Annotated in this window: 19 protein-coding genes, 2 pseudogenes and 1 other annotated feature; of the genes and pseudogenes, 6 read left to right on the top strand and 15 right to left on the bottom strand. The window is 64.8% G+C overall.

Annotated features, from left to right (window positions below):
• Window position 1 precedes the first annotated feature (1 nt).
• The 10 genes from trxB to SP5_RS12210 form a co-directional block, all read right to left on the bottom strand.
• Window positions 2–997 (bottom strand): thioredoxin-disulfide reductase, encoded by a 996-nt coding sequence (gene trxB, locus SP5_RS12255; RefSeq protein ID WP_042489068.1) that lies wholly within the window; start codon window positions 995–997, stop codon window positions 2–4.
• A 1-nt stretch (window position 998) separates the two neighbouring features.
• Window positions 999–1,883: a hypothetical protein gene (locus SP5_RS12250; RefSeq protein WP_157013709.1), complete on the bottom strand. Its 885-nt coding sequence runs from the start codon at window positions 1,881–1,883 to the stop codon at window positions 999–1,001.
• The gene (gene trxA, locus SP5_RS12245; RefSeq protein ID WP_042489064.1) at window positions 1,880–2,203 is read right to left on the bottom strand and encodes a thioredoxin; all 324 of its coding nucleotides are present in this window, start codon (window positions 2,201–2,203) and stop codon (window positions 1,880–1,882) included. Before trxA ends, SP5_RS12250 begins: the two co-directional genes overlap by 4 nt.
• Before the next feature lie 28 nt (window positions 2,204–2,231).
• Window positions 2,232–3,692: a metallopeptidase TldD-related protein gene (locus SP5_RS12240; protein ID WP_042489062.1), complete on the bottom strand. Its 1,461-nt coding sequence runs from the start codon at window positions 3,690–3,692 to the stop codon at window positions 2,232–2,234.
• Window positions 3,689–5,038: a TldD/PmbA family protein gene (locus SP5_RS12235; RefSeq protein WP_052811530.1), complete on the bottom strand. Its 1,350-nt coding sequence runs from the start codon at window positions 5,036–5,038 to the stop codon at window positions 3,689–3,691. The genes SP5_RS12240 and SP5_RS12235 overlap by 4 nt, the downstream gene beginning before the upstream one ends.
• Entirely contained in the window at window positions 5,035–6,840 is a 1,806-nt protein-coding gene (locus SP5_RS12230; RefSeq protein WP_052811529.1) for an ABC transporter ATP-binding protein/permease, read from the bottom strand. Before SP5_RS12230 ends, SP5_RS12235 begins: the two co-directional genes overlap by 4 nt.
• A gap of 16 nt (window positions 6,841–6,856) precedes the next feature.
• Window positions 6,857–9,193, bottom strand: coding sequence for a TonB-dependent siderophore receptor (locus SP5_RS12225; RefSeq protein ID WP_084220678.1), 2,337 nt, complete (start codon window positions 9,191–9,193; stop codon window positions 6,857–6,859).
• Between the two features lie 277 nt (window positions 9,194–9,470).
• Window positions 9,471–9,737: a type 2 periplasmic-binding domain-containing protein gene (locus SP5_RS12220; RefSeq protein WP_042489056.1), complete on the bottom strand. Its 267-nt coding sequence runs from the start codon at window positions 9,735–9,737 to the stop codon at window positions 9,471–9,473.
• A 39-nt stretch (window positions 9,738–9,776) separates the two neighbouring features.
• Window positions 9,777–10,445, bottom strand: coding sequence for a LysR family transcriptional regulator (locus SP5_RS12215; protein ID WP_052811528.1), 669 nt, complete (start codon window positions 10,443–10,445; stop codon window positions 9,777–9,779).
• 163 nt (window positions 10,446–10,608) lie between these two features.
• The gene (locus SP5_RS12210) at window positions 10,609–14,133 is read right to left on the bottom strand and encodes a family 43 glycosylhydrolase (protein ID WP_217995702.1); all 3,525 of its coding nucleotides are present in this window, start codon (window positions 14,131–14,133) and stop codon (window positions 10,609–10,611) included.
• A gap of 614 nt (window positions 14,134–14,747) precedes the next feature.
• On the opposite strand from SP5_RS12210, the gene SP5_RS19210 reads away from it, so the two are divergent.
• From SP5_RS19210 to SP5_RS12195, 3 genes are all read left to right on the top strand, one after another.
• Window positions 14,748–15,488, top strand: a complete 741-nt coding sequence (locus SP5_RS19210; protein ID WP_157013708.1) for a Tle-like phospholipase domain-containing protein — start codon at window positions 14,748–14,750, stop codon at window positions 15,486–15,488.
• 91 nt (window positions 15,489–15,579) lie between these two features.
• Window positions 15,580–15,954 carry an ankyrin repeat domain-containing protein gene (locus tag SP5_RS12200; RefSeq protein ID WP_084220675.1) on the top strand — a complete coding sequence of 125 codons (375 nt, stop codon included), beginning with the start codon at window positions 15,580–15,582 and terminating at the stop codon, window positions 15,952–15,954.
• Window positions 15,896–16,384, top strand: a complete 489-nt coding sequence (locus tag SP5_RS12195; protein ID WP_084220674.1) for a DcrB-related protein — start codon at window positions 15,896–15,898, stop codon at window positions 16,382–16,384. The genes SP5_RS12200 and SP5_RS12195 overlap by 59 nt, the downstream gene beginning before the upstream one ends.
• A gap of 302 nt (window positions 16,385–16,686) precedes the next feature.
• Here the strand turns inward: SP5_RS12195 and SP5_RS19900 are convergent, their stop codons facing one another.
• Window positions 16,687–16,815 carry a hypothetical protein gene (locus SP5_RS19900; protein ID WP_274533646.1) on the bottom strand — a complete coding sequence of 43 codons (129 nt, stop codon included), beginning with the start codon at window positions 16,813–16,815 and terminating at the stop codon, window positions 16,687–16,689.
• A gap of 550 nt (window positions 16,816–17,365) precedes the next feature.
• Between SP5_RS19900 and SP5_RS19985 the strand changes: the two are divergent.
• Window positions 17,366–17,515: pseudogene (locus SP5_RS19985) on the top strand (helix-turn-helix domain-containing protein); the annotation flags it as partial.
• A 33-nt stretch (window positions 17,516–17,548) separates the two neighbouring features.
• On the opposite strand, the gene SP5_RS19980 reads toward SP5_RS19985, so the two are convergent.
• The 3 genes from SP5_RS19980 to SP5_RS12175 all read right to left on the bottom strand — a co-directional run bounded on the left by SP5_RS19980 (window position 17,549) and on the right by SP5_RS12175 (window position 20,167).
• Window positions 17,549–17,818: a hypothetical protein gene (locus tag SP5_RS19980; RefSeq protein ID WP_245613480.1), complete on the bottom strand. Its 270-nt coding sequence runs from the start codon at window positions 17,816–17,818 to the stop codon at window positions 17,549–17,551.
• Window positions 17,819–18,053: 235 nt separating this feature from the next.
• On the bottom strand, window positions 18,054–19,454 hold the full coding sequence (locus SP5_RS12180; protein WP_245613479.1) for a sensor histidine kinase: 1,401 nt from the start codon (window positions 19,452–19,454) through the stop codon (window positions 18,054–18,056).
• Window positions 19,451–20,167, bottom strand: a complete 717-nt coding sequence (locus SP5_RS12175) for a response regulator (protein WP_042489045.1) — start codon at window positions 20,165–20,167, stop codon at window positions 19,451–19,453. The genes SP5_RS12180 and SP5_RS12175 overlap by 4 nt, the downstream gene beginning before the upstream one ends.
• A gap of 117 nt (window positions 20,168–20,284) precedes the next feature.
• Here SP5_RS12175 and SP5_RS12170 point away from each other — a divergent pair, with 117 nt between their 5' ends.
• Together SP5_RS12170 and SP5_RS12165 are read left to right on the top strand one after the other, a co-directional pair.
• Window positions 20,285–20,656, top strand: coding sequence for a hypothetical protein (locus SP5_RS12170; protein WP_042489043.1), 372 nt, complete (start codon window positions 20,285–20,287; stop codon window positions 20,654–20,656).
• Window positions 20,657–20,660: 4 nt separating this feature from the next.
• A complete protein-coding gene (locus tag SP5_RS12165; protein WP_245613478.1) occupies window positions 20,661–23,078 on the top strand; it encodes a TonB-dependent receptor in 2,418 nt (805 codons plus the stop codon).
• A gap of 95 nt (window positions 23,079–23,173) precedes the next feature.
• On the opposite strand, the pseudogene SP5_RS12160 reads toward SP5_RS12165, so the two are convergent.
• Window positions 23,174–24,442, bottom strand: a pseudogene (locus tag SP5_RS12160) (IS3 family transposase).
• Window positions 24,022–24,161, bottom strand: a sequence feature (AL1L pseudoknot). Its footprint overlaps the pseudogene before it by 140 nt.
• Window positions 24,443–24,614: the final 172 nt, after the last annotated feature.

Below are 24,614 nucleotides of genomic sequence, written 5' to 3'. Positions count from 1 at the left end.
CTCAAACCAGCGTGCCGTAATCCGCGCCCTCGGCCGCGATCGCCGGGATATTGTGCCCGGCGAGATACCGCTCGGCCTCCAGCGCGGCCATGCAGCCCATGCCCGCGGACGTGACGGCCTGGCGGAACAGCTTGTCCTGCACGTCACCCGCCGCGAAGACGCCAGGCACGCTGGTCGCGGTCGAGCCCGGGGTGACCAGGATATAGCCCTCGTCATCCATATGGAGCTGCCCCTTGAACAGCGACGTCGCCGGGTCGTGGCCGATCGCGACGAACAGGCCGTGCACGGCCAGTTCCGACACCGTGCCGTCGCGGGTGTCGTGCAGCGCGATGCCGGTCACCCCCGTGGCGTCGCCCAGCACCTCGACAACCTCGCTATTCCAGATCGTCTCGACCTTGGGATTGGCGTGCAGCCGCGCCTGGTTGGTACGATCGGCACGCAGGCTGTCGCGGCGATGGACCAGATAGACCTTCTCGGCGAAGTTGGTGAGATACAGCGCTTCCTCGACCGCCGTATTGCCGCCGCCGACGACCGCGCAGACGCGGCCGCGATAGAAGAAGCCGTCACAGGTCGCGCAAGCCGAGACCCCGCGCCCGCGATACTCGGTCTCGCTCTCCAACCCCAGCCACCGAGCCGACGCGCCCGTAGCCACGACGATCGTATCGGCCGTGTAGCGGGTGCCGCCATCGCCGATCGCAAGGAAAGGGGTTCGGGTGAGGTCGACCTCGACGATCAGGTCGCCGACGACATCGACGCCCGCCTTGCGGACCTGATCGCGCATCCGTGCCATCAACTCTGGCCCGAGCACGCTTTCGTCGCCCGGCCAATTCTCGACCTCGGTGGTGATGGTCAGCTGTCCGCCGGGCTGCGGTCCCTCGATCAGCCTGGGCGCCAGCGCGGCGCGCGCGGCATAGACGCCCGCCGTACAGCCCGCCGGGCCGGAGCCGATGATCAGAACCTTGCTGTGCAGCTCGTCCACGCCCTGCGCCCCCTTCATCCTACGCCTGTGCCGTGAGGATGGGTGAGGTCTCGATCATTTCGATCAGCCTCCAGCCGGTCGTGACATACATTTCGCTCGACTGTTCCAGCCGCTCGCATCGCTTGCGAAAGCGCGCGCTCAGTTCGGGATGGTCGGCGTCGAGGATCGCATAGACCCGCTCAAGCCCCTGGAACTCCGCCTTGTACGCATTCTTCTCGGCCTGCTCGCGAAGCTGGAAGACGCGACTTTCCTCTTCCGGTGTCCAGCCGATCTCGGCCAGCGCCACGCGCAGTTCGAACGCGCCGAGGGCGTTCAGCGTATCACGCAGCACCGTCCGCATGGTGCCGGGCCACGCCGCCGACTCCACCGTGCTGGCCGCCGCGCGGTCCAGTACATCGTCGCCAAGGGCATCGGTCGCCGCCACCGCAGCAAGGCGCACCGCCTTCCATTGCTGACGATCCGGCTCGTCCCCCTCGACCGCCCGACGATGCAGGGCGATGATCGCCAGGCGGCTCTCCTCCAGCGCCGGATGGCGACAGGTGGTGTCGCACAGGCGCGGCTTTGCCAGCAGGTCCAGAATCATCCGCGACACGACGGCAGACAGATCGCCGCCGACCGGCGTGCGCGCCAGCCAGGCTTCGGCAAAGCGGGCGGCCTCGGAAAGCGGACGAAAGCCGTTGATGAGCATCGGCAACGTTTCGGCCAAGGCCGTCGGATAGCCGAGCCTGGCGGCATAGGCGGGCGTATCATCCGCCTCGACCACGGCACCGATCGCATTGGCCTTTCCGTCTTCCCATGCGGGGAAATAGACGAAACTGCCCGCCGCGACATGCTGCCTCAGCTGCGCTATCGCCTGGGCCTTGATCGCCGGATCGCCGTGGAAAGCGATAGCATCGGCCATCATGCCGCACTCACATTCGCATCGACAAAGGCATCGAGACGGCTGCGCGACATGGTGCCGAACGCGCGCGCCGCTTCCGCGCCGTCCCTGACGATCAGCAACAGCGGAATGCCGCGCACCTCGAACCGCTCGGCAAGCTTGGGATTTTCGTCGATATTGACCTTCACGATCTCGATCTCGTCGGCATATTCCTCCGCGAGCTCGTCCAGCGTCGGGGCCAGCGCCTTGCATGGGCCGCACCAGGGCGCCCAGAAATCGACCAGAACGGGCTTGTCATTCTGCAGGACGATCTCGTCGAAATCCTGCTCGGTTGCATTCCGCATAGTCACTGTCCTTCTGAAATGGGGGGGATCAGCCGGCCTGCCCGCCGACCATCATGCGGTCGATGCGAAGCGTGGGCTGGCCGACGCTGACATGAAGCGACTGGCCCTGCTTGCCGCAGGTCGCCATGCCGGTGTCGTGGTCCAGATCGTTGCCGATCATCGAGATATGGCGCAGCGCCTCATGCCCGACGCCGATCAGGGTCGCGCCGCGCACCGGGGCGACCAGCCGCCCCTTCTCGACCAGCCACGCCTCGATCGTGGTGAAGTTGAAGCGGCCGGTGACGATATCGACCTGCCCGCCATCGAACTCGGTGGCGTAGATACCACGGTCGATCGAGGCGATGATGTCGGCCGGATCGGCGCGGCCATTGGCCAGGAAGGTGTTGGTCATGCGCGGCATCGGGAGATGCGCATAGGACTGGCGACGGCCATTGCCCGTCGAGCGCGCGTTCATCAGTCCGGCATTCAGCCGGTCCTGCATCAGCCCGGTCAGCACCCCGTCCTCGACCAGCACGGTGCGATCGGGCGGCGTGCCCTCGTCATCCATGCCAAGCGACCCCAGCCGCCCGGGAAGACCGCCATCGTCGACCACGGTCACGCCGGGCGCGGCGATCCGCTCGCCGACCTTTCCGTCGAAAGCGGAGAGATGCTTGCGGTGATGATCGCCCTCCAGCCCATGGCCGACCGCCTCGTGGAACAGCACACCGGGATAGCCCGGCCCCAGCACCACCGGCATCTCGCCCACCGGCGCCGCGATGGCATCGAGATTGTTCAGGGCCATGTTCGCCGCGCTGGCGACCATCCGTTCGACCGACGCGGCGTCGAACCCGCCCAGCCCGGCCCGCCGCCCCAGCCCCGCCTGGCCACGCGCGCGACGACCATCCTGTTCGGCGATCACGACGACCGACAGGATTGTCATCGGTCGCACGTCCCCGGCCAGCAGCCCGTCCGCCCCCGCGACCAGGATCGTCGTGTCGGTCGCCCGGACATTGGCGTCGACCTGGATGATACGGGCGTCATGCGTCCGGGCGAGGTTGTCGATCATCACCAACAGGGCGATCCAAGCCGCCGCATCCTCGGCCGCGACCGTCTCGATCGCGGGGTAAAGATGATGGCTGGCCGAATGTCGGCTCAGGACGACGCCATGACCAGACCGCCCCGCATCGCCGTGGCGCGCCAGCGTGCGGACCGCGCGTACCGTGTCCAGCAACGCGCCCTCGCGCATGTCGGCGGAGTGCGCGAAGCTCACTTGCCCACCATGCGCCGCGCGAGCCCCGACGCCTTGCCGAATCGAGAAGCCGCCCTGGGTGACCCGGCCGCTCTCCAGCCGCCAGCTACGCATGGCCGTCGTCTCGAAATACAGATCGGCCAGATCCGCGCCGCCGCCTGCCAGTTCGCCCAGGGCGCGGCCGATCGCCGCCTCGTCGAGGCCCGCCGGACCGAACAGCGCCGTACGCGCTCGGTCCAGTGCCAGTGCGCCGCCGTTCATGCCTTTCCTCCCACCTGCATGTCGTCGACCAGGATGGATCCGGTGCGCAGCGCGCCCTGCCGCTCGACATCGTGGCCGACCGCACGAATGCCGTTCAGCATCGCCGGCATCTGGCCCGCCAGCGTCACGTCGGTGACGGCATGGACGATCTCGCCGCCTTCGATCCACAGCCCCTTCACCGCCTGGGTCCAGTTGCCGCTGGCCGGGTCGGTCTTGCCGCCCTGAAATTCGGTCACGACCAGGCCGGTGCCCAGCATCCGCAACATCGCGGCCCAGTCGCCGCCGGGTGCGGTGCTGGTCAGGCGCAGATTGTAGAAGCCATCGGCATTGCCGGTCGACGCCATGCCCAGCTTGCGCCCCGAGACGCTCGACAGGAACAGTCCCTCGACCACGCCGCCGCGCAGGATGTGGCGGGCCGATCCGGCGATACCCTCGCTATCAAAGGGGCCGCTGGCCAATCCCAGCGGCTCGAAGGGATCTTCCGTCAGTTCCAGATGCGCGGCCGCGACGCTTTGGCCGAGCGGCGCGCGCAGGAAGGTCATGCCGCGAAACTGCGCCATGCCGGTCAGAGCGCCAGCCAGGTCCGAAACCAGCGACATGGCCGTGCGCGCCGCGAACAGCACCGGGCAACGCTGGCTGGCGATTGTCCGTCCGCCCAATGCCGAGCGGGCGCGATCGGCAGCGGTGCGTACCAGTTGCTCGGGCGGGGTCAGGGCATCGACGCGTCGCTCCTGCGACTGGCAGAAGGCGGACGTGCTGCCGCCCTCGTCCTGCGCCAGCATCACCGACCAGCGCCCGTCATTGGAGCGCCGGATGCTGCGACAGAAACCGTCGCTGGTCGCCAGCGCCCACAGCCCCTCGGTCGCGACCGCCACCGACTCGCCGACCCGCAGCCGGAGATCGTCGGCGGCCACCTCGACAGCGATCCGGTCGGCCAAGGTCGCCGAGGACAGAAGCGTGTCCGGATCGCGCGGGCTGTCGGCGTAGAGCGGGGGAGACGGGCTGGAATAGGCCAGGCTGTCCGCCAGTGGCAGACCGGCATCAGGGTCTGGCAAGACATGGCTGGCAATCATCATCGCCTCCTCGACCACCCGTTCGATCGCCGCACGGTCGAAGCTCCCGGTCGAGGCCATGCCGCGCCGTCCGTTGTGGAAGACGGTCAGCCCCAGCCCCTGCGTCCCGCTGCGCTCGGCCGTTTCGACCTCGCCGCGTCGCACCGCGATGCGGGCAATGCCCTCATGATGGGCCGAGGCGCGCGCTGTCGCTCCACGCCGCGCGGCAAGTTCGACGGCCAGCGTCGCGGCATCGCGCAGCTCCGCCTCGTCCTGGGTCAGGAGCACACTCATGCATCAGCCTCCGTGATGGCCGCTGCCGTCGCGTGACCATGGTGAACGCGCAGGCGGTGCGTGTGATAGGCGGCCAGCTTCTCGTTGTGTACGACGCTGACGATGGTGGTGTCCGGCATCGCATCGAGTATGGCCTGGTAGAGGAAGGCCGCGTTATGGGCGTCGAGCGCGCTGGTCGCCTCGTCGAGGATCAGCAAGGTCGGGCGCTGCAACAGGATGCGGGCCAGCGCGACACGCTGCTGCTCACCGGGCGAAAGCTCGTCCTGCCACATGCGCAGTTCGTGCAGGGCCGTCCTATGAGCCTCCAGTCCGACCTGGCCCAATAAGGCGCGGATGGCCCCGTCGTCATGCTCTTCCGGCTGGTCGGGGAAGCATATCGCGGCCTTCAACGTCCCGAGCGGCAGATACAGCCGTTGCGGCACCAGCATCGCACTGCCGCGGCGGGTCATCGCCACGTCGCCCGCCCCGTCCGGCCACAGGCCCGCAATCGCACGCAGCAGCGTGGTCTTGCCGGTGCCGGACGGCCCCTGGATCACCCACCGCTCACCGTCACGCACCATCCAGTCGGCCACGGCCATCAGGGGCGCGCCATTGGGGCGGCGCAATTCGAGACCCTCGACCCGGATCGCCACGCCATCGGCCGTCCCGCCCGGCGTGAAGGCGATTCCGCGCGGACGCTCGTAATCGAGCGAGTCATCCAGCGTCTTGAGGCGATTGATGTTGGCGACCTGCCGCGCGATGGTGGGATAGGCCTGGACGATATAGGACAGGCTCGAGGCGAACTGCGTGAAGGCATCGCGCGCGCCCTGGACCTGTCCGAAGGTGATCGAACCGGCAAAATATTTCGGCACCGTCAGGAAAAGCGGTACGACCTGCATGGTCCGTTGATAGATATCCTGCCCCGCGCTGAGCCCTGCATTGGCCAGCATCAACTGGTAGAAATTGCGCCGAATGTTGCCAAAGGCGCTTTTCAGCCCGTCCTGCTCGATGCGCTGGGCGTGGGAAAAGGCGATCTGCTCGCCATTGCGACGGACATGGATAAGCCCGGCGCGATAATCGGCTTCGTAATGCTGCTCGCGCATCTTGCGCCGGATATACGGCCTGCCGATCCAGGTGATGAAGACGGTGCCGAAGATCACATAGACGATCGAGAACCAGATCAGGTCCCCACCCGGCAGCGGGATGCGATAGCCGAACAGCGGTAGCGTGAGCGGCGACGAGGTTTCGAGCAGGATCGCGGCGAAGGCGACCGCACGCACCAGGCTGAAGATCAGCGAGATGGCGATGCTGAGCGGCGACTGGCCATATTCCAGGCCCATCGAGGTGAAGGCCCGTACATCCTCCGCGATACGCTGATCGGGGTTGTCGATCATGCGCAACCGCTCGATCTCGTAGAAACGGTCCCGTGCGAACCAGCGACCGAGATACCAGTCGTTCAGCCAGTGCCGCCACCGGATCGACAGGGTCCAGCCGACGATATTGTGCAGAAACTGCGTCCCGATCGCCAGCCCTGCGATCATCATGAACATCACGACCAGCGACAGGAATTGCGCGCCCTGCCGCTGCTCGATCGCATCATAGAATTCCCGCTGCCATTTGTTGGACAACAGAAAGGCGGACGTCGTGCCGACCTCGATCACGCAATAGCATGCGACCAGGAACCATGCCCATTTCCAGTCCTGTGACACGAAGTACCGCGTGCTCAGTCGCCAGGCATGCGCCCAGCGCTCGCTGGCCGGCTGGGCGGGCTGGAGACCCGCTTCACGGCGGGTCTCCTCGACATGGGCAGGGGGTGGCATCATTGGTGGGGAACCCCGATCAGAACAGGCGCTTGGAAATGGTGAGGCGCACGTTGCGCGGCTCGGCGACGGGGATATAGGTGAAGGTGGATGCCGACCCGTAATTGCGCCGATCGAAGATGTTGCGGATGCCGATATTGATGTCGAAACCCCGGACGCTCAGGAAGCCGTTGACATCCACCTGCCGCGACGGCGGCACGACATATTGGCCCAGCAGATTGGCGTAGGAGCTTGAGCGTCCATACAGGCCGGTCGAAAGCCCCCCGCTGAGGCCATCCGTGATCTTCGAGCGATAGGAGGAGAACAGGCTGTAGGTATCGCGCGGCTGCTGCGCCACGACCGTCTGAAGCGCATTGACCGTCAGCAGGGCATATTTGGTCCGCGTCAGCGATGCCAGCACCGACCAGCCCGGCAGCAACTGACCGGCGATGTTCAGGTCGATTCCCCGCCCGCGCTGGCCCGGCCCGGACGAAAGATCGGTCGGGTCCGCCGGGTTGCGGAGAATGATATTGTCCTGCTGTATGTCGAAATAGGATGCGTTGATCGTTGCACGCTTGTGGAACAGGTCGAGCTTGACGCCTGCTTCCTTGTTGGTCGTGATGATGTTCGGCAGGATGCTGCCATTCTTCGCCACCGTGAAGGTCGCCTGCTCGCCGCGCGAATAATTGGCGAAGAGCGACAGATTGTTCGTGGCGTCGAAGATGAGGCCAGCGCTGGGCGATACGCCGTTCTTCCGCTGGACGTTGACGGGCGAAGGCCCCGCGAAGAAGGTCTGCGATGTGGTCTCGAACCAGTTCTTGCGGACGCCGCCCAGGATCTTGAACTTCCAGAATTCAAGGAGTGCCTGGCCGTAGACACCTTCCTGCTTGCCGCTGTTACGGATCTGCACCGCACCGAACGGGGACCAGGGAACGACGGCAACGCTGGTGTTCGCTCCCAGCGGCAGGGTGGGGATCCGGGTATAGACCAGCCCGCTCCGCTGCGCCGTTCCCCCGTCGCCATAATTGTAGCCGGCGTTGAAGCTCGCCTTTACCGCGTCACCGATATGGGTCCTGACCCGCAGGAAGGCATCAATCGCGTTGGCAGAGCCCGACTGCTGCGAACCCTGAAGATCGGCGGCGAGCACGCCGGTGCGACTATAGCCGACATTCGCCGCCCGCGTCGTCAGCAGGGTCTGGTTGTGCATACCCCGCGCGACCAGTTCGACACCGGGCACGATCTCTCGCGTCGCATCGAAATAGAAGCGGCGGGTGCTGATCCGAATACCCTGGTTCGGCGAATAGATCGGCACCGAAGGATCGCGATCGATGATCCGAAACGTCTTGTTGTCGAACAGCGTGAAGGCACCGATGCCGCTGGTCGCTTCATTCAGGCTGGCGCCAATGACGATATCGGTCAGGCGGTCCTTGTAACGAAGCGACGGCGCGAACAGCCAGTCCTTGTTGCCCGTATAGCCGCCATAATTCCGATCCATCGTCTGCTTGCTGCCGATGACGCGTGCCGACAGCTTCTTGTCGGCGGTGACGGCATTATTGGCATCGATCACGCCGCGCGCCAGACCGAAAGAGCCGGTGTCGAAGCTGACCGCCAACCGTTCCTCGGCGCTCGGCTTCTTGGTCACGACGTTGATGTTGCCGCCCAGATTGCCGAACCCGGCCAGGATCGCGTCCGGTCCTTTCAGGATTTCGACCCGCTCGATATTGGCCACCGGCTGATCGGCACCGGCCGCCACGCCATATTGCGACGACGTCGTCAGGCCGTTCACCAGCCCCCCGGCCGCAAAGCCACGAATGGTATAGGACGCACCGCTGTTGGGATTGTTACCCAGTGCGGACACACCGCCCGCATTGCGCAGGATGTCGGTGATGTTCAGCGCCTGCTGTTCCTCGATCGTCTTGGCCGTGATGACCTGGGTGTTGCGCGGCTGATTGCGCAGGCCGAGGCCATTGCGGTCCGAAGTGGTCGCCTGACGCACCAGCACGCTGGTTTCCGCTTCGTCACGCTGTGCCGTCACCACGATGTCGTTGACGACCACCAGGCCCCCCTGCACCGCCGGAACGACGGTCAGGCCCGTGCCGCCAATGACCGTCCTGATCGCCTTCGCCGCCGACCCCGCGCCGCGCACGGGACGCGAAGTCAGTCCCTTGACCGCGTCGGGATCGAAGTTGACGTTCACACCCGATTGCCTGCCGATCATATCCAGCGCGCGGTCCATCGGCATGGCGGGCACGGTGATGCCCCCCGTCCGTACGGCCTGCGCAGCGGCAACGCCCGGCATGCTCGCGCCCAGGGCACCGATGACGCTCAGGCTGGCAAATCCCAGTACACGACGCCCCCTAGCAGTCAGATTCAGCATGCAATCCCCTCCCCAGGGCGCGCGCCATCCTCCACGGCAAAGCCGCGTTCGGACAGAAAGCCATCCCTGTAGACAAACGGTTAGCGCCTCGCGGCGGATGATGCGGTGGCGGTCCTCGAAGGATGCCGCCGCGGCCGTACTCCTGCTGACGACAGTCCGTGTCTTGGCGATGCGAGATGCCAGCCGGACCTTCTGTCAGGGGAGACGCTATGCGTCAGTCATGTGACAGGCAAATTCGAAATGTTCATAGGGGCATGAACCTTTTCGATGGCGGAGCTTACACCTTATAATATTGCTCGAAATACGCCCTGACTTGCATGATGAACCATTTCAGCACCGGGTCGTGGCGATTGCGCGGCCACTGGGCGACGTTGACGATCCCCCGACGGGCGAATGGCGCCTCGAACACCTTGAACGGCATCAGTGCCGCATAATGCTGGAACACCCATGAATTGCCCGTGGCGACCAGATCGCTGCCGATCACGATCGCCGGCAGCGTCGCCTGGGACGTGGCGCGGACGCAGATGCGTCGCGCGCGCAACATGTCCACCCCGTTCTGGTCGAGCGCGAAGGTGTGCTTCTCCTACCCGCGGGCGACGATATGACGCGCGGCACGATATTGCGCTTCGGTGATGTGGATGCAGTCCTGGAATTCCGGATGGCGATCCCAGACCAGACAGCTGGGCCAGACGGTCAGCATCGGCATCGTCTCCAGCCCGTCGAGCGCCATATGCTCGGGGAGCAGCAGCAGATCGGCCCCTTGATCCAGCGATCTGTCCGGCCGCTCGATATCGAGGGGAATAACGTTCACCTGCAAGCCGGGGGCCAGGGTCGCAAAGCTGCGCAGCACCGGGCCTAGCAGCATCTGCTCGTTCGCATCGTCGGCGGCGATGGTGATGGTCTCGGTCGTAGTCAGGGGATCGAAGGCGATCGAATAGTTGAACGCCCCCTCCACCTCCCGCATGATCCGTCTTACCTCGGGCCGCAAGGCGTGCGCCAGCGGTGTCAGGTGCGGCTCCCCCCCTGCGTGGACCACCAGATCGTCGCCGAAATGATCGCGCAGGCGCCGCAGCGCATGGCTCATCGCCGATTGGCTCAGGCTGACCCGACGTCCCGCCTCGGTCAGGGTCGGAGCGTGCAGGATGGCATCGAGCGGATAGAGAAGGTTGAGATTGAGCCGACGGACCGTGCCACCATGCACCGAGGCCGACGCGCCGTCCTGATCGTCCGACGATTGATCCGAAGCCGTCATGCCACGCCCTTCCCCACCAAAGGCCATAAGGCCTTGCGATGCATAACAAGAGCTTGGACGGGTTGGTAGATCGACCGATCAGGCTCGGCGGCCCCGGCTCCCCGACAGGGAATATCGTGCCGAACGCTGGGATAGCGCCGCCGGGCGGATATTGCGGACGATGCTATGACGCCTCGACCCTGACCTCCATCGTCACGCGACGGTTGGCGGGCGCGACCTCTTCGTCATCACGCATCTCGAGCAGCGGGCGGCCGTCGGCGGCCCAGTGAACACGGCGCAGGCGCGCATCCCGTCCGTCCTTGCCGACGCCGTTGCCCCAGCTGTGATAGACATAGAGATCGTTGCCGTCCTCGTCGGTCGTGAACGAGCCATGTCCCGGTCCCTGCTCGTAACGCCGATAATCTTCGTCGCCCTTGGGCATCGGCACGCTTTTCTGGAGCGGTGCGGACCATTTGCGCCAAGCGTCGATACGGGTCAGGTCACTATCGAGCGGCGCGGACGTGCCATTGACGACATAGGTCGGACTGACCCCCGAGCTGGAATAGACAAGCGCCACTCGCTGGCCCCGGATCAGCGCGAAGGCCCCCTCGGCGAGGTTTTCCTCCACCGACGTCTCCGGTGCGATGATGGGCGACGGCGGACCGGCGAGCCGTGTGGGTCGGGCGGGATCGACCTTGGCGATCCACGTCAACGGATCGCCGATCGGCCCGGATGTCGGCAAGTATCGCTGGGACCAGGTATAATAGCCCTGCCCCCGAACCTCGAAATAGGACATGTCGAGACTGATATTGGCGGGCATGTCCGCCCGCCCGAGTGCGGTGGCATCCGCCTTGCGGATCGCGGCCGGTTTCGACCAGTCGGCAGGATTGGCGGGATCGCCGTCCTTGCGAAGCTGCATGATATGCGACTCCACCGTCGACCATGCTCCGCCCTCGTTCGACTGCGGATCGGTCGGATGGAAGCAGGGCGCAAAGAGGATCGACAGTCGCCCGCCGATCTCGTGAATTTCAGGTGCCCAATAGCATCCCGCGATCACGCGACCTTCCGCCGTCCGATCGCGACGGGTCCGTCGATTGAGCAGGTCGACTTCCCGCGCGCGGCCGCCTTTGTCATCGGCAAGGTCGGCGATCGTATCGGCGACGCGAAGCGGCAGATGGGGCGAGCCGACATTGTCGTTGTTCGTGTCGTCGGTCGCGACGAACAGATAGCGGACCCGGCCCTTATGCTCCCAGCGAAAGATATTGGGATCGGCGCGTTCATAGGCAAAGATCGTCGGATAGCGGCGCTGGCGGACGGTGCCATGGACGAGATACCGTCCCGGCGTGCTCAATTGCGCAAGATCGGCGGCGTCCCAATCCACCGCACGCGTCGCGGTGGAGCCGTCCGAATAGCCCAGTTTCACCGGCACCGCGGCAAGGCCAACAGCACCGCCCGTCCGGATCGTCTGGGGCGCAACGGTCGCCGTCGTGTTGACGATGCGGCCAAAACGATTGCTCAGCGCGGTTGCAGTGATGTCGTCGACAGGCAGGGTATCGTTGGCGGTGGTCATCACATCACCCATGCGGACCTCGCCCACATTACCCGCGGAAGCGATCCGTGCGCGACGCCCCCCTGTCTCGGGGAAAAAGGGCGTCTGATGCCATTCCTGGCGAGCCAGATCGGTCACGGTCGTCCAGCGCGGCTGTCCCGAACGGTCGGTCCACGAAACGACGTAACGCCGGTTGGCGCTGTCCCAGATGGCGCGGGGATGGTCGATGCCGTCATTCGCCTTGAGGTCCAGCGTGCCAAGCTCGACGAACTCGGCCGATCTGGGATCACCGCGGAAGATGACGATGGCGGACCGGGGCGGGTCCTGTCGGCCGTTCATGTCCACGCGTGTCGCGATGACACCGATCGTGCCATCGGAAAAATGGAATAGCGAGGGATCCGCCACCCCGCGAAGCGCGACGCGATCGACGCCGATATAATCCCCTCGGGCGAACATCACGCCATAGTCGTCGTTGAGCGCGGTCATCATGCCGTCGTCGCCCGACATGGCCAGATGGACGCTTCGCGCAACGGTCGGCTGGTTCGCATCCTGTGGCGTCGTCGGCATGCGCGCATAGGCTTCCAACTGGCGGGCGGACTTGCCGAGCAGCGTCACGGTGAACCGCTTGGTCAGGGTCGTGCCATCCGGCCGCGTCAGCGTACCTTCAAGGCTGATGACGCGGGCGTCCGCAGCCATGTTGGTCAGGATGCCGTCGGGTACGTCGCGACCATCGGCGCGCCAGGTGGCGACATACCCCACAGGCACCGGCAGGTGCGTTCCCGACGTCAGTATCGGGGCGACGATCCAGCGATCGGCGACGGTCGCGGCATCGGGCGCGGGCCGGCTCCAATGCGCCACCAGAGCGGCGCGCTCCGCTGCGGTGATGGGAAGGACCGTGCCGTGTCGGGGGGACTCGGGCAGATGGAACCGGCGTGGGTAGGTCCACGCAATCCGGCCGTCGAGCGAATGGGTGGCAAGCGGAATGTAACCGACGCCGCCATAATTATCGACCCACAGGAAATACCGAAACCCACTCGTATCACCGGGATTGGCGCGAAACGCGGTCGGTCCTTCCACCTCGGGCGTGCCGGCGCGACGACCGATGCAGCGGTCGATAATCTTCCACGCACCCGACGCACCATCGGCCCGGAGCGAGGAAGACGTCTGCGCCAGGATATCGCTGGACGGGCAGCCTGCCACATCGCTGACCTTGGTGAAGCGATAATAGCGATCGCCATCACGTAGGCCCGTTGCGTCGATCATGCCTTTCGCCTTGTCGGCACCGGGTACGTCGGCAGCGCGGAACCATGGCTCTGGCGTGGTGAAGTGACGGAAGTCTCGAGTGATCGCGCGCAATATCTGCGGACCGTTGCCATCCTCCACCTTGTGCGCTGCATCCCTGTACCGCGTGGAGGTCCAATAGACGACATAGGCGCCGATGGTCGGGTCATAGGTCGCCTCCGGTGCCCAGGTCATGCCCGCGTCGGGCAGATTGACGAGGACATGCCGTTGCTTCCCCCAGTGGATCAGGTCGGTCGATTCCCAGACTTCGAGATACCGACTGCCCTGGCTGGTCGAATCACGCCACCCGGTACGCCCGGTCGAAAGATCGGTCGCGAGCAGGAAGAAGCGGTCCCCTTCGGCAGAGCGCATGATGAACGGATCACGCAGGCCACGCGTACCCTCGCGGGACTCGAGGACCGGCTGGGCATCGTTCAACGTCTTCCATTGCAGGGCATTGTTGCCGTCCGACACGGCAAATCGCACCTTTTCGCCGTCGATGCTATTCCCGGTGAAATAGACGAACATATAGGCCGAGGGCACGGGAACGGCGGCGGGCGCGGCCTGCACGGTGACGTCGATCGGGACGGATACGGGCTGGCGGTCAGGCAAGGCCACGGTGGCGGTCAGGCGGATCCGACGATCACCCGCGCCCCGCGTGACGCGCCCCTTGCGTATGACGTCAGGACCGTGCCTCATATCGGCGTCCGAAATGACGGCAGGATCGGAGGATCGCCACGTAATCCGCGCCTTGCCGATATTCGGGATATTGGGAAGCCCCGACAGGGCCGAGGCGTCGTCGGGGAGCGTGACGTTTCCACGGAGTGGGGCTGCGAATGCGGGATCGGAGCGCAACGCCTTCGCAATAGCATCCGTCAACGGGTCCACGGCTGGTGCCGCCCCGATCAATGCCATGCCCGCCAAGGCGTACACCATGGCGCCAAGGGGATGCGGTCCGCCATTCATCCTGTATCTCCCGGTCTCAGCGGTGGCGAATGCCTTGCCGTGCTGCTCTATTGGCCGCTCATTATGTCCGACATTTGCGCTGCCGCAAGGGGGGGGGCTTGGGATGTTTTGACCACAGCGGGCAGATGACAGTCATCGCATTGGAAACGCGTCACAGTATTTCCGGTGGTCGAGGACGATTTCGATGCGGGTGCCGTGTCGGAATCGGTCGATCCCATATCCGTTTGGTCAACAGAATGATTCTGAGCTCGGGATGCACGATTAGCAATCATGCGGCGCACCTGCGGACAAATGCTCGCCCCCGGCGAAAGCCCGAGTCTATCGTCGATCATGAGGGTCTTCAACTCGGCACCCCGGACTGTCGCAAGAACGTGCCGCACGTCCGCGAAAGCGGTTTCGGCTACGGTGTGTTCACCATGGGCGTCTTCGGCCGCCTGTAGCGGCCGACCCGCATCCACAGCGACATCTCCACCTTTGGCCTGTACTTTTCGGGGCGGACCTGGCTGATCTTCTATAGCTTCGTTCGCATGGACAAGGTCGTCAAGGCACCCTGGGCTAGGGGGCTGAACGTCAATGTCACGGTGGAGAACCTGCGTAAGCTGCGCCTGAAACCCGACATGCCGGAACATCCGGTCAACCCAGAGACAAAGCAGCCGACCGAATCCCGTGCCGCTATGTTCATCAACAACACGACGAATACGCCTCTTAAAGCCTATCAAGGCACCACTGGCTGGAAAGATGTCAAGATGGACATTGGGCAAGGCCTGGGTAATCGGACATTCTACTGTGATCCGGCACAAATGATCGCGACGAACGTCGCTGAAGCGCCCGATGGAAAGGGCGCGCGCCTGACAGGGCATTCATTGGGTGGAGGAATGGCTTCTGCGGGTTCTCGAGTTTCGGGGCTGCCAGCGACGACCTTCAATCCTGCTGGCCTTCACGCAAAGACGGTGCCGCATCCGGTCGCGGCGAATATAGACGAAGTCTACGTCAAGGGCGAACCGTTACACGGGCTCAACACGATGCCGGTGGCACCCGATGCGGCCGCAACCCGCACTTGGCCGCTCGATCCTCCCAGCCTGAGAAGCGCAGCAAGCGATCCGCGCTGGAAAGTCCGGGCAGGATGGCGGCCACTTCGCTCGATCCATGCCGGTGGAAATATTGCCGTGATCGACGTTCTGCTTCACATGACGGACAACGTTGATGCGTCGCTCAGCCAAAGACGACGTCAAATCAACCGATCCTTGCAGAAAAACGGATACGAATGATGCGCAATCTAAAAATAATCCTCATTATAAGCATAGTGAAAACTGGTTGCAATCAGAATGATAATAAGGTGTAAATTATCCCGATATCCCGATGATCGGTGCCGCCATGAATTCCAGAACCGAAAAGGTTCGTGAACTTGCTGCCAAAGGGATCGGCCTCAATGAACGCGCGCCAGAAGATCAATCTACCCCGATGATCAATGCCGCACAGACGGATCAATGGCCAGTGGTCGAAATCTTGATCGACCACGGCGCCGACATTTGGACGCATGACGAATTCGGTATCACCGTTGCACAGCGGACGATCACCAGCCTTATCCTGCGCGGGTCGGACGAGGACAAGGCGCGGTTGCGCGTGATCGAGAAGCTCAAGGCACGCGGCTATCCCTTGCCGCCGCCCGGCCGGGATGAAATTCTTGCGCTCGACAAGACGGGCAAGTGGCCGCCCGCGGGCACGCGCCAATGACCCGCGTGCAAGGAATGACCATCGACTGCCCGGGGGATGGCAAGACCAATCCATGCTCGTCCTGTCGGCTGGCCCGGGTACGCTAGGCCTAGCCCCCAGCTTCGTCGTGACGCGCGAAATCGCGCCCAGCGGCCTGCCCACCGATCGCACGGAACGTCTGGACGTCTTCGCCGACCGGCAGGCCGAACAGATACGCGATACGCTCCCCGCGCCGGTCGAGCTTCAACGACACCGCGCCGACATCCCCGGCTCAGCGCCCGAACTTCGCCTGGACCGGATATCGAACGGCATCCCGATCCGGCAGTGGATTACCTATGCCAATGCGCCGGACGGTAGCGTGATGATCGCCACCGGCACCGCCGTCCGTGCTGATTACGACATGGTCGAACCGGTATTCCGCGCCATGCTCCAAACCTTTCGTCTCACCTGATCCACGGATCGGCAATGACGGCCTTATTTCTCAGGGTAGCGCTTGGGGTATCATTTCTACCTTGGCAGGAACGCCCCTTTCGGGTGTGTTGGAAGCAATATGGCGAGTGGCCGGAGTGACCGCCCGCCGCTTCGGCCGCCACATCAATGACCGTCCATAAGGGCGCGCAGGCGCTCGTCACGCACGGTGAATACGGTAAAAACGCTGAGTGCTCTAAGCGCTGGCACGGACCCCGCGATTTCATGCGCAAGGGCATCGCGATCGGCATCAGGTGTTTCGGGATCGCTTCACTGGATCGCGTTCTAAAGAAAGGCTGCTACGGTGCCTTTGCGGACCGTCACGCCGCCGATCTCCGCATGGTCGATCTGATCGGGCAAAGCGTCTTCGGGGCGAAGCGGGGTAACGCGACGGTTGGGCTGGGTGTTCATCATGTCCCAGCCGCTTGTCCCCCCTGACTTGATAGAAGCGGCTCGCATTGGTCGGATCTTGGCTGTCGAGCAGCGCGGAGCCGAGACGCGGGATACCGCGTCGCACGCCCACGCGCCGGGGCAGTTGATCGGCGGCCTCGCCGGCCTTCTGTCGGTCACAGCGGCCAGCGGGTCATGGGTGGTGCCTGCCACCCATGCAATCTGGATACCGCCGCACGTCCCCCACGCCTTGCGCTCGCACGGGCCGTTCCAGGGTTGGAGCGTGTGTGTCGTGGAGGACGCCTGCCCGCGACTTCCCCTGGAGCCGCGCACGCGGCGTGCCAGCAGCCTGTTGCGCAAAGCGGTCCACCGAGTCGCTGGCTGGAGGCGTCCCCCTGAAACGGAGGCTGAACACCGGCTCGCCGATGTCGTGCTGGATGAGATTGCTGCGCTACCTGTCCAACCGCTCGGCCTGCCTTACCCGTCCGATCCGAACGTTCAGCGCGTCACCGACGCCATATTGGCGAACTTGGCGGATGATCGTTCACCGAAAGCCTGGGCAAGCTAGGCGGACATTTCATCCCGCACGCTGGCACGACGCTTCACCGCCGAAACTGGCTTTGGCTTCTCCGAATGGCGTCAGCGTGCCCGTATTTTGCACGCAATCGAGCAACTTGCGGAAGGGTTGGCCGTGACGACGATCGCGCTCAATCTTGGGTATGACAATGTTCGCGCCTTTATTGCCATGTTCGCGCCTTTATTGCCATGTTCCGCCGCACGATGGGGGGCACGCCGGGTCGCTATATCCGCTCACAGACAAAGGCACCAAGTAACTGACCTGAAGTTTTGCGCCTTTAGCCATCTCACCGGGAATAGCATAGCTGTCGAGCTCCTTGAAGAAAGCGACACGCATCGCGAAATAGGTTTTGGTAAAAAGCTTGATCGCCTCGGCCTTGCGGGTGTCGGTGAACAGGACGGCAATGTCCAGCCTTTCGCGCCTTGGACCAGCAGGGCGGCAAAGATCCACGCGCGCTCTGACTGTTCGCCGACATAGCTTCCAAGGAGACGTCTTGGGCAATAGAAGCCGCTTTGTATCAAGCAGTTGATGGCCTGACACCCCGACAGTGTGTCTTTATCGTAGCGGCGGCCTTGTTCATCCGTCGTTCGTTCATATTTGAAACAATAGTGGCACCAAGCTTTCGCCCAGTATAGACCGCCGAGCCCAGTACATTGCCAAAGCTGCCAACTTTTGCTCCGGCATTCTATTGGACCAGCGCAGGGACGGCCAAGGTCGCGATTGTCCCGCCGCCCTCCGCTTCGTCCAACGACAATGTCCCGCCATGTAGATCAGCAAATGTCTGCACGATACTGAGCCCCAGTCCCACGCCGCCGGTGTCTCGGCTGCGCGACGCGTCGCCACGTTCGAACGGGCGCAACAATCGAGCACGGTCGGCGGGTGGTATACCGGGACCGGCGTCGATCACGCGGACGATGGCGATGTCGTCTTCGTGGGTAACCTCAACCCGGCTGCCGCCGGCATAGTCCTCGGCGTTCCGAACGAGATTCTCGATCGCGCGCCGAAAGGCCGCCTCGACTGCGATCACGGTGACCTCCGGTCCGTCCATCAGACGTACGGTCGGCATGTCTCCCACAATCTCCGCCACCATCGTCCGGACCTGCACCGGGTGTCGCGGTGCGTTGGCGGTGCGGGCGTAATCAAGAACATCGGCGATCATCGCGCCCATGCGGTCGGCGTCGGCGGCCATGCGGGCGCGTTGCGGCTCCGGGACCGCTTCGATCCGCAGCTTCAGGCTGGTCAGCGGAGTGCGCAGGTCGTGTGCGACAGCGGTCAGCATGCGCATGCGTTCATCGGTTTCGGCGGACAGGCGAGCGCGCAGGTGAAGGATCGCGCGCGCGGCATCCTGCAATTCGCGCGGCCCTTGCGCTTGCGGCGGATCGCGGCCGTGGTCGATCGCCGACGCCAATGTGCGAAACGGTCGGGTGAGGCGTCGGGCGAACAGCCAGACGAGGGGTGCCAGCACCGCGAGGCTGGCAACGAGCGCGACCAGCACCTTCAGCCGCCACCCGCCAAAGGTCGGCGACTGCGGTGCGACGGTCAGCCATCGGCCATCCGCCAGACGCATGCTGGCAGCAAATGCGGGTTGCGGCAACGAGAGCAGGACCTTGCCGATCAGCGCATCCGTCATGCCTCTCGGAACAATCCGCATGGGCAGCACGCCCTGGCGGCGGATGACGACCGGTCCGCTGGGCGGGGTACCGCCCGGCCACGGCATCTTACCGACGGCCTCGCCCTTGCCACGCGCCGTGAAGACGACGACGCCGCCGCTGCGGGTCGGGCGTGCGCTCCGATCAAGCCAAACGACCCGCACGTCCGCAATCGGCCGGCCGACCGCCTGCGCCAGAACCGGCCGAAGCAGTGCCGCCGGCGACCCGCCCGGGGGACTCCCGATCGTACGGGCCAGACCGGCGTTGGCACCCCGCAGCGCCGCGACGGCGTCGGCGACGGTCATGCGCACGGCGGGCGGATCGGGCATCAGCAGGACGATGCTGGCGGTAATCGCAACGCTGAGTACGGCAATCGCGACGCTGAACCCACCAATTGCGGTCAGGGCGCTCGGCCGCCGCCAGACGCTGCGCATCATGCCGGTCGAACTGTGGGCAGAAAGCGATAACCAGCCCCGCGGACCGTTTCGATCAGCGGGGCACTGTCACCTTCCGCAAGCTTGCGACGCAACCGGCTGACGGCGATGTCGATCGCCCGATCATAGGACGCGGCGTCAATACCCCGCGCGATGTCCAGCAGCGTGTCCCGGCTGAGCACGCGTCCGGGGCGCCGCACGAAAGCCGCCAACAGAGCGTGCTCGCCTTCGCTCAGCAGCAACGGGCGACCGTGCGGATCGCGCAGGCGGCGTTCTTCCGGACTGAACCACCAGCCGGCGAAAGCGACGGCATCGCCGTGTGTCGCTGGACTCTCTGTGCGCGGCCGCCGCAGCAATGCCCGTACTCGCGCCAGCAATTCGCGGGGCTCGAACGGCTTGGCCAGATAATCCCATGCCCCGACCTCCAGCCCGACGACGCGATCGGTGACGCCGTCGAGCGCACTCAGCATTAGGATCGGCGTACCTGTCGGAGCCAGACGACGGCACAGCGACAAGCCGTCCTCCCCTGGCATCATCACATCGATAACCAGCAGGTCGGCCGGTCCCTCGGCCAGCAAGCGATCGCAGCCAGCGGCACCGCTGGCGGTGCGAACTGCGTAACCGTGATCGCCAAGATAATCGCCCAAAGCATCACGGATGCTGGTGTCGTCGTCCACCACGACGATTCGGTCTTGGGATAGGGCCGCGCTGTGCATCGCATCAGGCGATAGCACGGGATTGTAGCATCTTCGTATCACGCACCGTCACGAACGCGGCATCGTCCCGCTACCTCGATCTGCTTTCCTTGACCCGGCTTCAATCCGGAGAGCTTCATGATCGCCGCCATTCTTCTCGCCACGGCCCTGCCCGCCGCGCCCCCCGTACCGGCCCCGGCATGTACATCGACTCAACTGGCCGATCACCTCGCCGGACGCTGGATCGGCGAATTCGCAGGGGCCGACTGGACGTTCGAACTGACCCGCAATGCGACAGGGTGGTCCGGGCGCTACCAATCGTCGAGGGCGCAGGTCTGGCGGCCGCTTGAGGCGGTGTCCGTGACCGAAGGCTGCGCGACGTTCAGCCTGAAGTCCGAACCCCGAGTGACCTTTGTCGTGACGCTCGATGCCGAGGGCGCGGCGCTGACGGGCGATGTGCATATCGCAGGCCTTGCAACCCTGCCGTTCGCGGCCAAGCGGACGTCGTGACGCGATGACGACGATCATCGGCATAGGCCTGCTCGCGGCAGCACAGGTAACGCCACCCACTACTCCCCCAAGCCCGCCGTCCGCCATCCAATTCCGCGGCTCGGACGGACAGCCGCTACCCGAGGATGTCCAGCGGAGACTGCGCGAGCAGTACAAGGACGCACCGCCCCCGACGCGACCGCCGACCGCATCTGGCGACATCGTCGTCAACGGGCGGCCGCCGCGTGGTTCGGTCATCGGCGATATCAAGCCCGAACGCACGCTATCGGCCTTGGACATCCGATCTTATGGCACGGCGACGGTGTCCGAATTGATCCAAGCGCTCGGCGCGCAGGTGTCGAGCGGACGCAATGATGCGTCGGTCGATCCGATCGTCCTGTTGAACGGCCGCCGCGTGTCGAGCTTTGCCGAAATCGCCCGGCTTCCCACCGAAGCGATCGAACGAACCGAGATCCTGCCCGAAGAGGTCGCACTCAAATACGGCTATCCGGCCGATCGCAAGGTGGTGAACGTCGTCGCCTTCGAACGCTTCACGTCGCGGATCGTCCAGGCAAGCCTCGCCGCGCCGACCGCGGGCGGACAGGCGACGACTGCGGGCGGTGCCAGTTATCTGCGCATCCGCGGTGATACGCGCACGATGCTCGATGCCGATGTCAGCCGGTCGAGTGCCCTGCTGGAAAGCGAGCGCGACGTACGGCAGCCGGGCGGTAATCCGACGCTAGGTGACTATCGCACACTCTTGCCTGCTACCCATCGCGTCACCCTGAATGCGACCGTCGCAGCCAGTCCGATTGCCGACGTGGCAGCAACGCTCAACGGACGGGTCGAGACGAGCAAGACCAAGGCGCTGGTCGGGCTGGGACCGGATGGCGTGCTGCGCCGCGACGTCGACAGCGCGACGCTGCACCTCGGCACGACGATCGCCGGGCGGCTGGGCCAGTGGCAATGGACCGCGACCGGCAACCTCGACCGCACTACGAACGACAGCACAACCGACACCGGCGTTCCCGCCATTTCGCGGAACCTGGCACGCTTCGCCACCCTGACGGCCAATGCCGACTTGCTGGTCAACGGATCCCCTTTCACCCTGCCGGCCGGGGCCGCGTCGCTCAGCCTGCGATCGGGCATCACGACGCGCGACGTCAGCAGCCAATCCCAACTCGGAGCGTTGACGCGGATCGGGTCGCTGGGCCGCGACACCGCCAGCTTCCAGGCCAACATCGACCTGCCGATCGCAGGGGCCGCGACGCCATCGCTCACGTCGATCGGTACGCTGTCGGCCAACGCGACCGTCGCCGCAGAACGACTGTCGGACGTCGGCACGCTATGGACCCTGGGCTATGGCCTACACTGGACGCCCCTGCCCGCGCTGTCGCTACTCGCATCGGTCAGCGATACGCGATCGGCCCCGGCGGTCGAGCAGCTTGGCGCACCGCTGATCGTCGTGCCAAACGTTCGCACCTTTGATGGGCGCCGTGGGGAGACGGTCGATATAACGCGCAGCTTCGGAGGCAATCCAGGGCTTCGCGCCGATGATCGTCACGTCTTCACCGCAGGTGCGACGTTCAAGCCCATGACCAGGACGGATCTGGTATTCACACTCGACTACATCCGCACGCAGATCAACGATCCAATCGCCGCCTTTCCCATCGCGTTGCCGCAGGTCGAGGATGCGTTCCCGGATCGCTTCACCCGCGACCCGACGGGTCGTCTGCAGCGCATCGACGCGACGCCGATCAACTTCGCGCGATCGAACCAGCAGCAGATTCGCTGGGGCCTGAGCTTCATGCGGCCGCTCGGCCCGTTGCCGCCCGGTCTTCAGAACGCCAACGTCCGCGTGTTCTCGAGTCTTGAAGAGGCCAAGCGCCGCCTGCCGCCCGGCGCGCGCCTGGAGACGGTGGAGGCCGGGAGCCCTGCCGCCCGACGGGTCGAAAACCTTACGAGCCGGCTGATGCTGTCGCTGCAACACAGCTGGCGGCTGGAGGACCGGGTATCGCTGCGCCCCGGTGGGCCGGTTCTGAACCTGCTCGATGGGGGTGCGCTGGACGCCCGCGGCGGTCGCCCCCGGCACGAGGTGGAGTTCCAGGCCAGCGCCTTCAGGCGCGGCCTCGGGGCCCGGCTCACCGCGACGTGGCAGAGCGGAACATCAATTCGTGAATCCGGCACGCCGGCGGGAGATCTGAAATTCGGCGACCTGACAACCATCAACCTCGCGCTCTTCGCCAACGTCGGCGACTATCTGGGGCGAGCGAAGGCACCCTCCTGGCTCAAGGGTACGCAAATGACGCTTGGCGTGACCAACATCTTCGACACGCGCCAGAGCGTGCGCGATGGCTTGGGCGCTACGCCATTGAACTATCAAAATGCCTATCTGAACCCGGTGGGGCGGACGGTCGCATTTGGCTTGCGAAAAATATTGTAGCGCATCAGGGGGACGAACATCAGCCCTCATCCCGCGCCATACAGAGCATCCATTCCTGAAGCGTCCCGGGTTTCCCGGAGGCAGTTTGGTTTGGGTCATGCTGCCATATCGCGTTTCTTTTGTGAGGCATGGTAGTCGGCCTCGGCGGGGGTTACGTATCCGATGGGACCGAAGAGGCGATGATTGTTGGACCAGTCCCCTCACCGCAGCGCCGCCATTTCGACGGCAGCGAGGCTGGGCCAGGAGCGCTGACGCCAGATGACCTCGGCCTTGAACAGGCCGTTGATGGTCTCGGCCAGGGCATTGTCGCAGGAATCTCCGACGCTGCCGACCGATGGCACCAGCTTTGCCTCCGCCAGGCGCTGGGTGTAGCTCATGGCGAGGTATTGCGAGCCCCTGTCCGAGTGATGCACGAGCGCGTCCTTCTCCGTGGGGCGCCGGGCATGGATGGCCTGCTCCAGTGCATCCAGCACGAAACCCGCGGTAGCGCTGCTGCTGGCCTTCCAGCCGACGATCCGGCGGGCGAACGCGTCGATGACGAACGCCACATAGACGAAGCCTGCCCAGCTGTGGACATAGGTGAAATCGACGACCCACAGCGCGTTCGGCCGCTGGACCTTGAAGCCGCGGTTGACCTTGTCGAGCGGGCACGGTGCCTTGTGGTCGGGAACGGTGATGACGCAGGATTTCCCGCGCCGGACACCGGCCAGCCCCATCACCTTCATCAGCCGCTCGACCGTGCATTTGGCGATGGTGACGCCCTCGCGCAGAAGTTGCCGCCACACCCCGGCCTTCGCCGGGGCAGGCTCTTGCGCGACCCGTACAGGCCGAAACTCGCCTCATGGACGCGCCGGATGTGCCCCTTCAGCTCGTCGTCCCGCCGGGCGCGAGCGGAACGCCTGCCCGGGTCGGCAAGGCGCGCGGCATGCTGATGATACGAGGAGGGGGCGACCGCCAGTTCCCGGCAGATCGGCTCGATCCCCAACTCCTCTCGATGCGCGTCGATGAACGCCCCTTCGACACGCTCAGGGCAGGCTTCGTCATCGCCCGGGGCGGTCGAGCTCCGCCATCGCGAAATATGCCGATGCCTTTCTGAGGATCTCGTTGGCCCGGCGAAGTTCCTTCAGTTCCCGCTCGAGCAGCTTCAGCCGGGCACGGTCATCGTCGGCCATCGCTGCTGGTCCTGCAAGCCGGCCAGCCTCGTCACGACACCAGCGACGCAGCGTCTCCGCCGTACAGCCGATCCTGCCGGCGATCGACACCATCGCGTTCCATTTCGAACGGTAATCCGCCCGGTGCTCGCCTACCATCCGGACCGCGCGTTCGCGGACCTCGGGCGAAAACTTGTTCGTCGTCTTGCTCATTCCGATGCTTCTACTCACAAGTGGGAGCCTCCGGAAAACCCGGGATGCTTCACCTTGAAGGCTCCAATAGGCGGCAACCTGCACAAGGAAGTGGACTCTGGCGAACGCAATGGCGGAGCTGACGTGCCCCCCATTTTTATCATCCACCCGGACCTAGAGACCGGCCCTCGAA

It is taken from the genome of Sphingomonas parapaucimobilis NBRC 15100, from assembly GCF_000787715.1.
Lineage (GTDB): Bacteria > Pseudomonadota > Alphaproteobacteria > Sphingomonadales > Sphingomonadaceae > Sphingomonas > Sphingomonas parapaucimobilis.
Note: the sequence above shows the minus strand (reverse complement) of the source record. Positions and strands in the feature narration are given on the sequence as shown.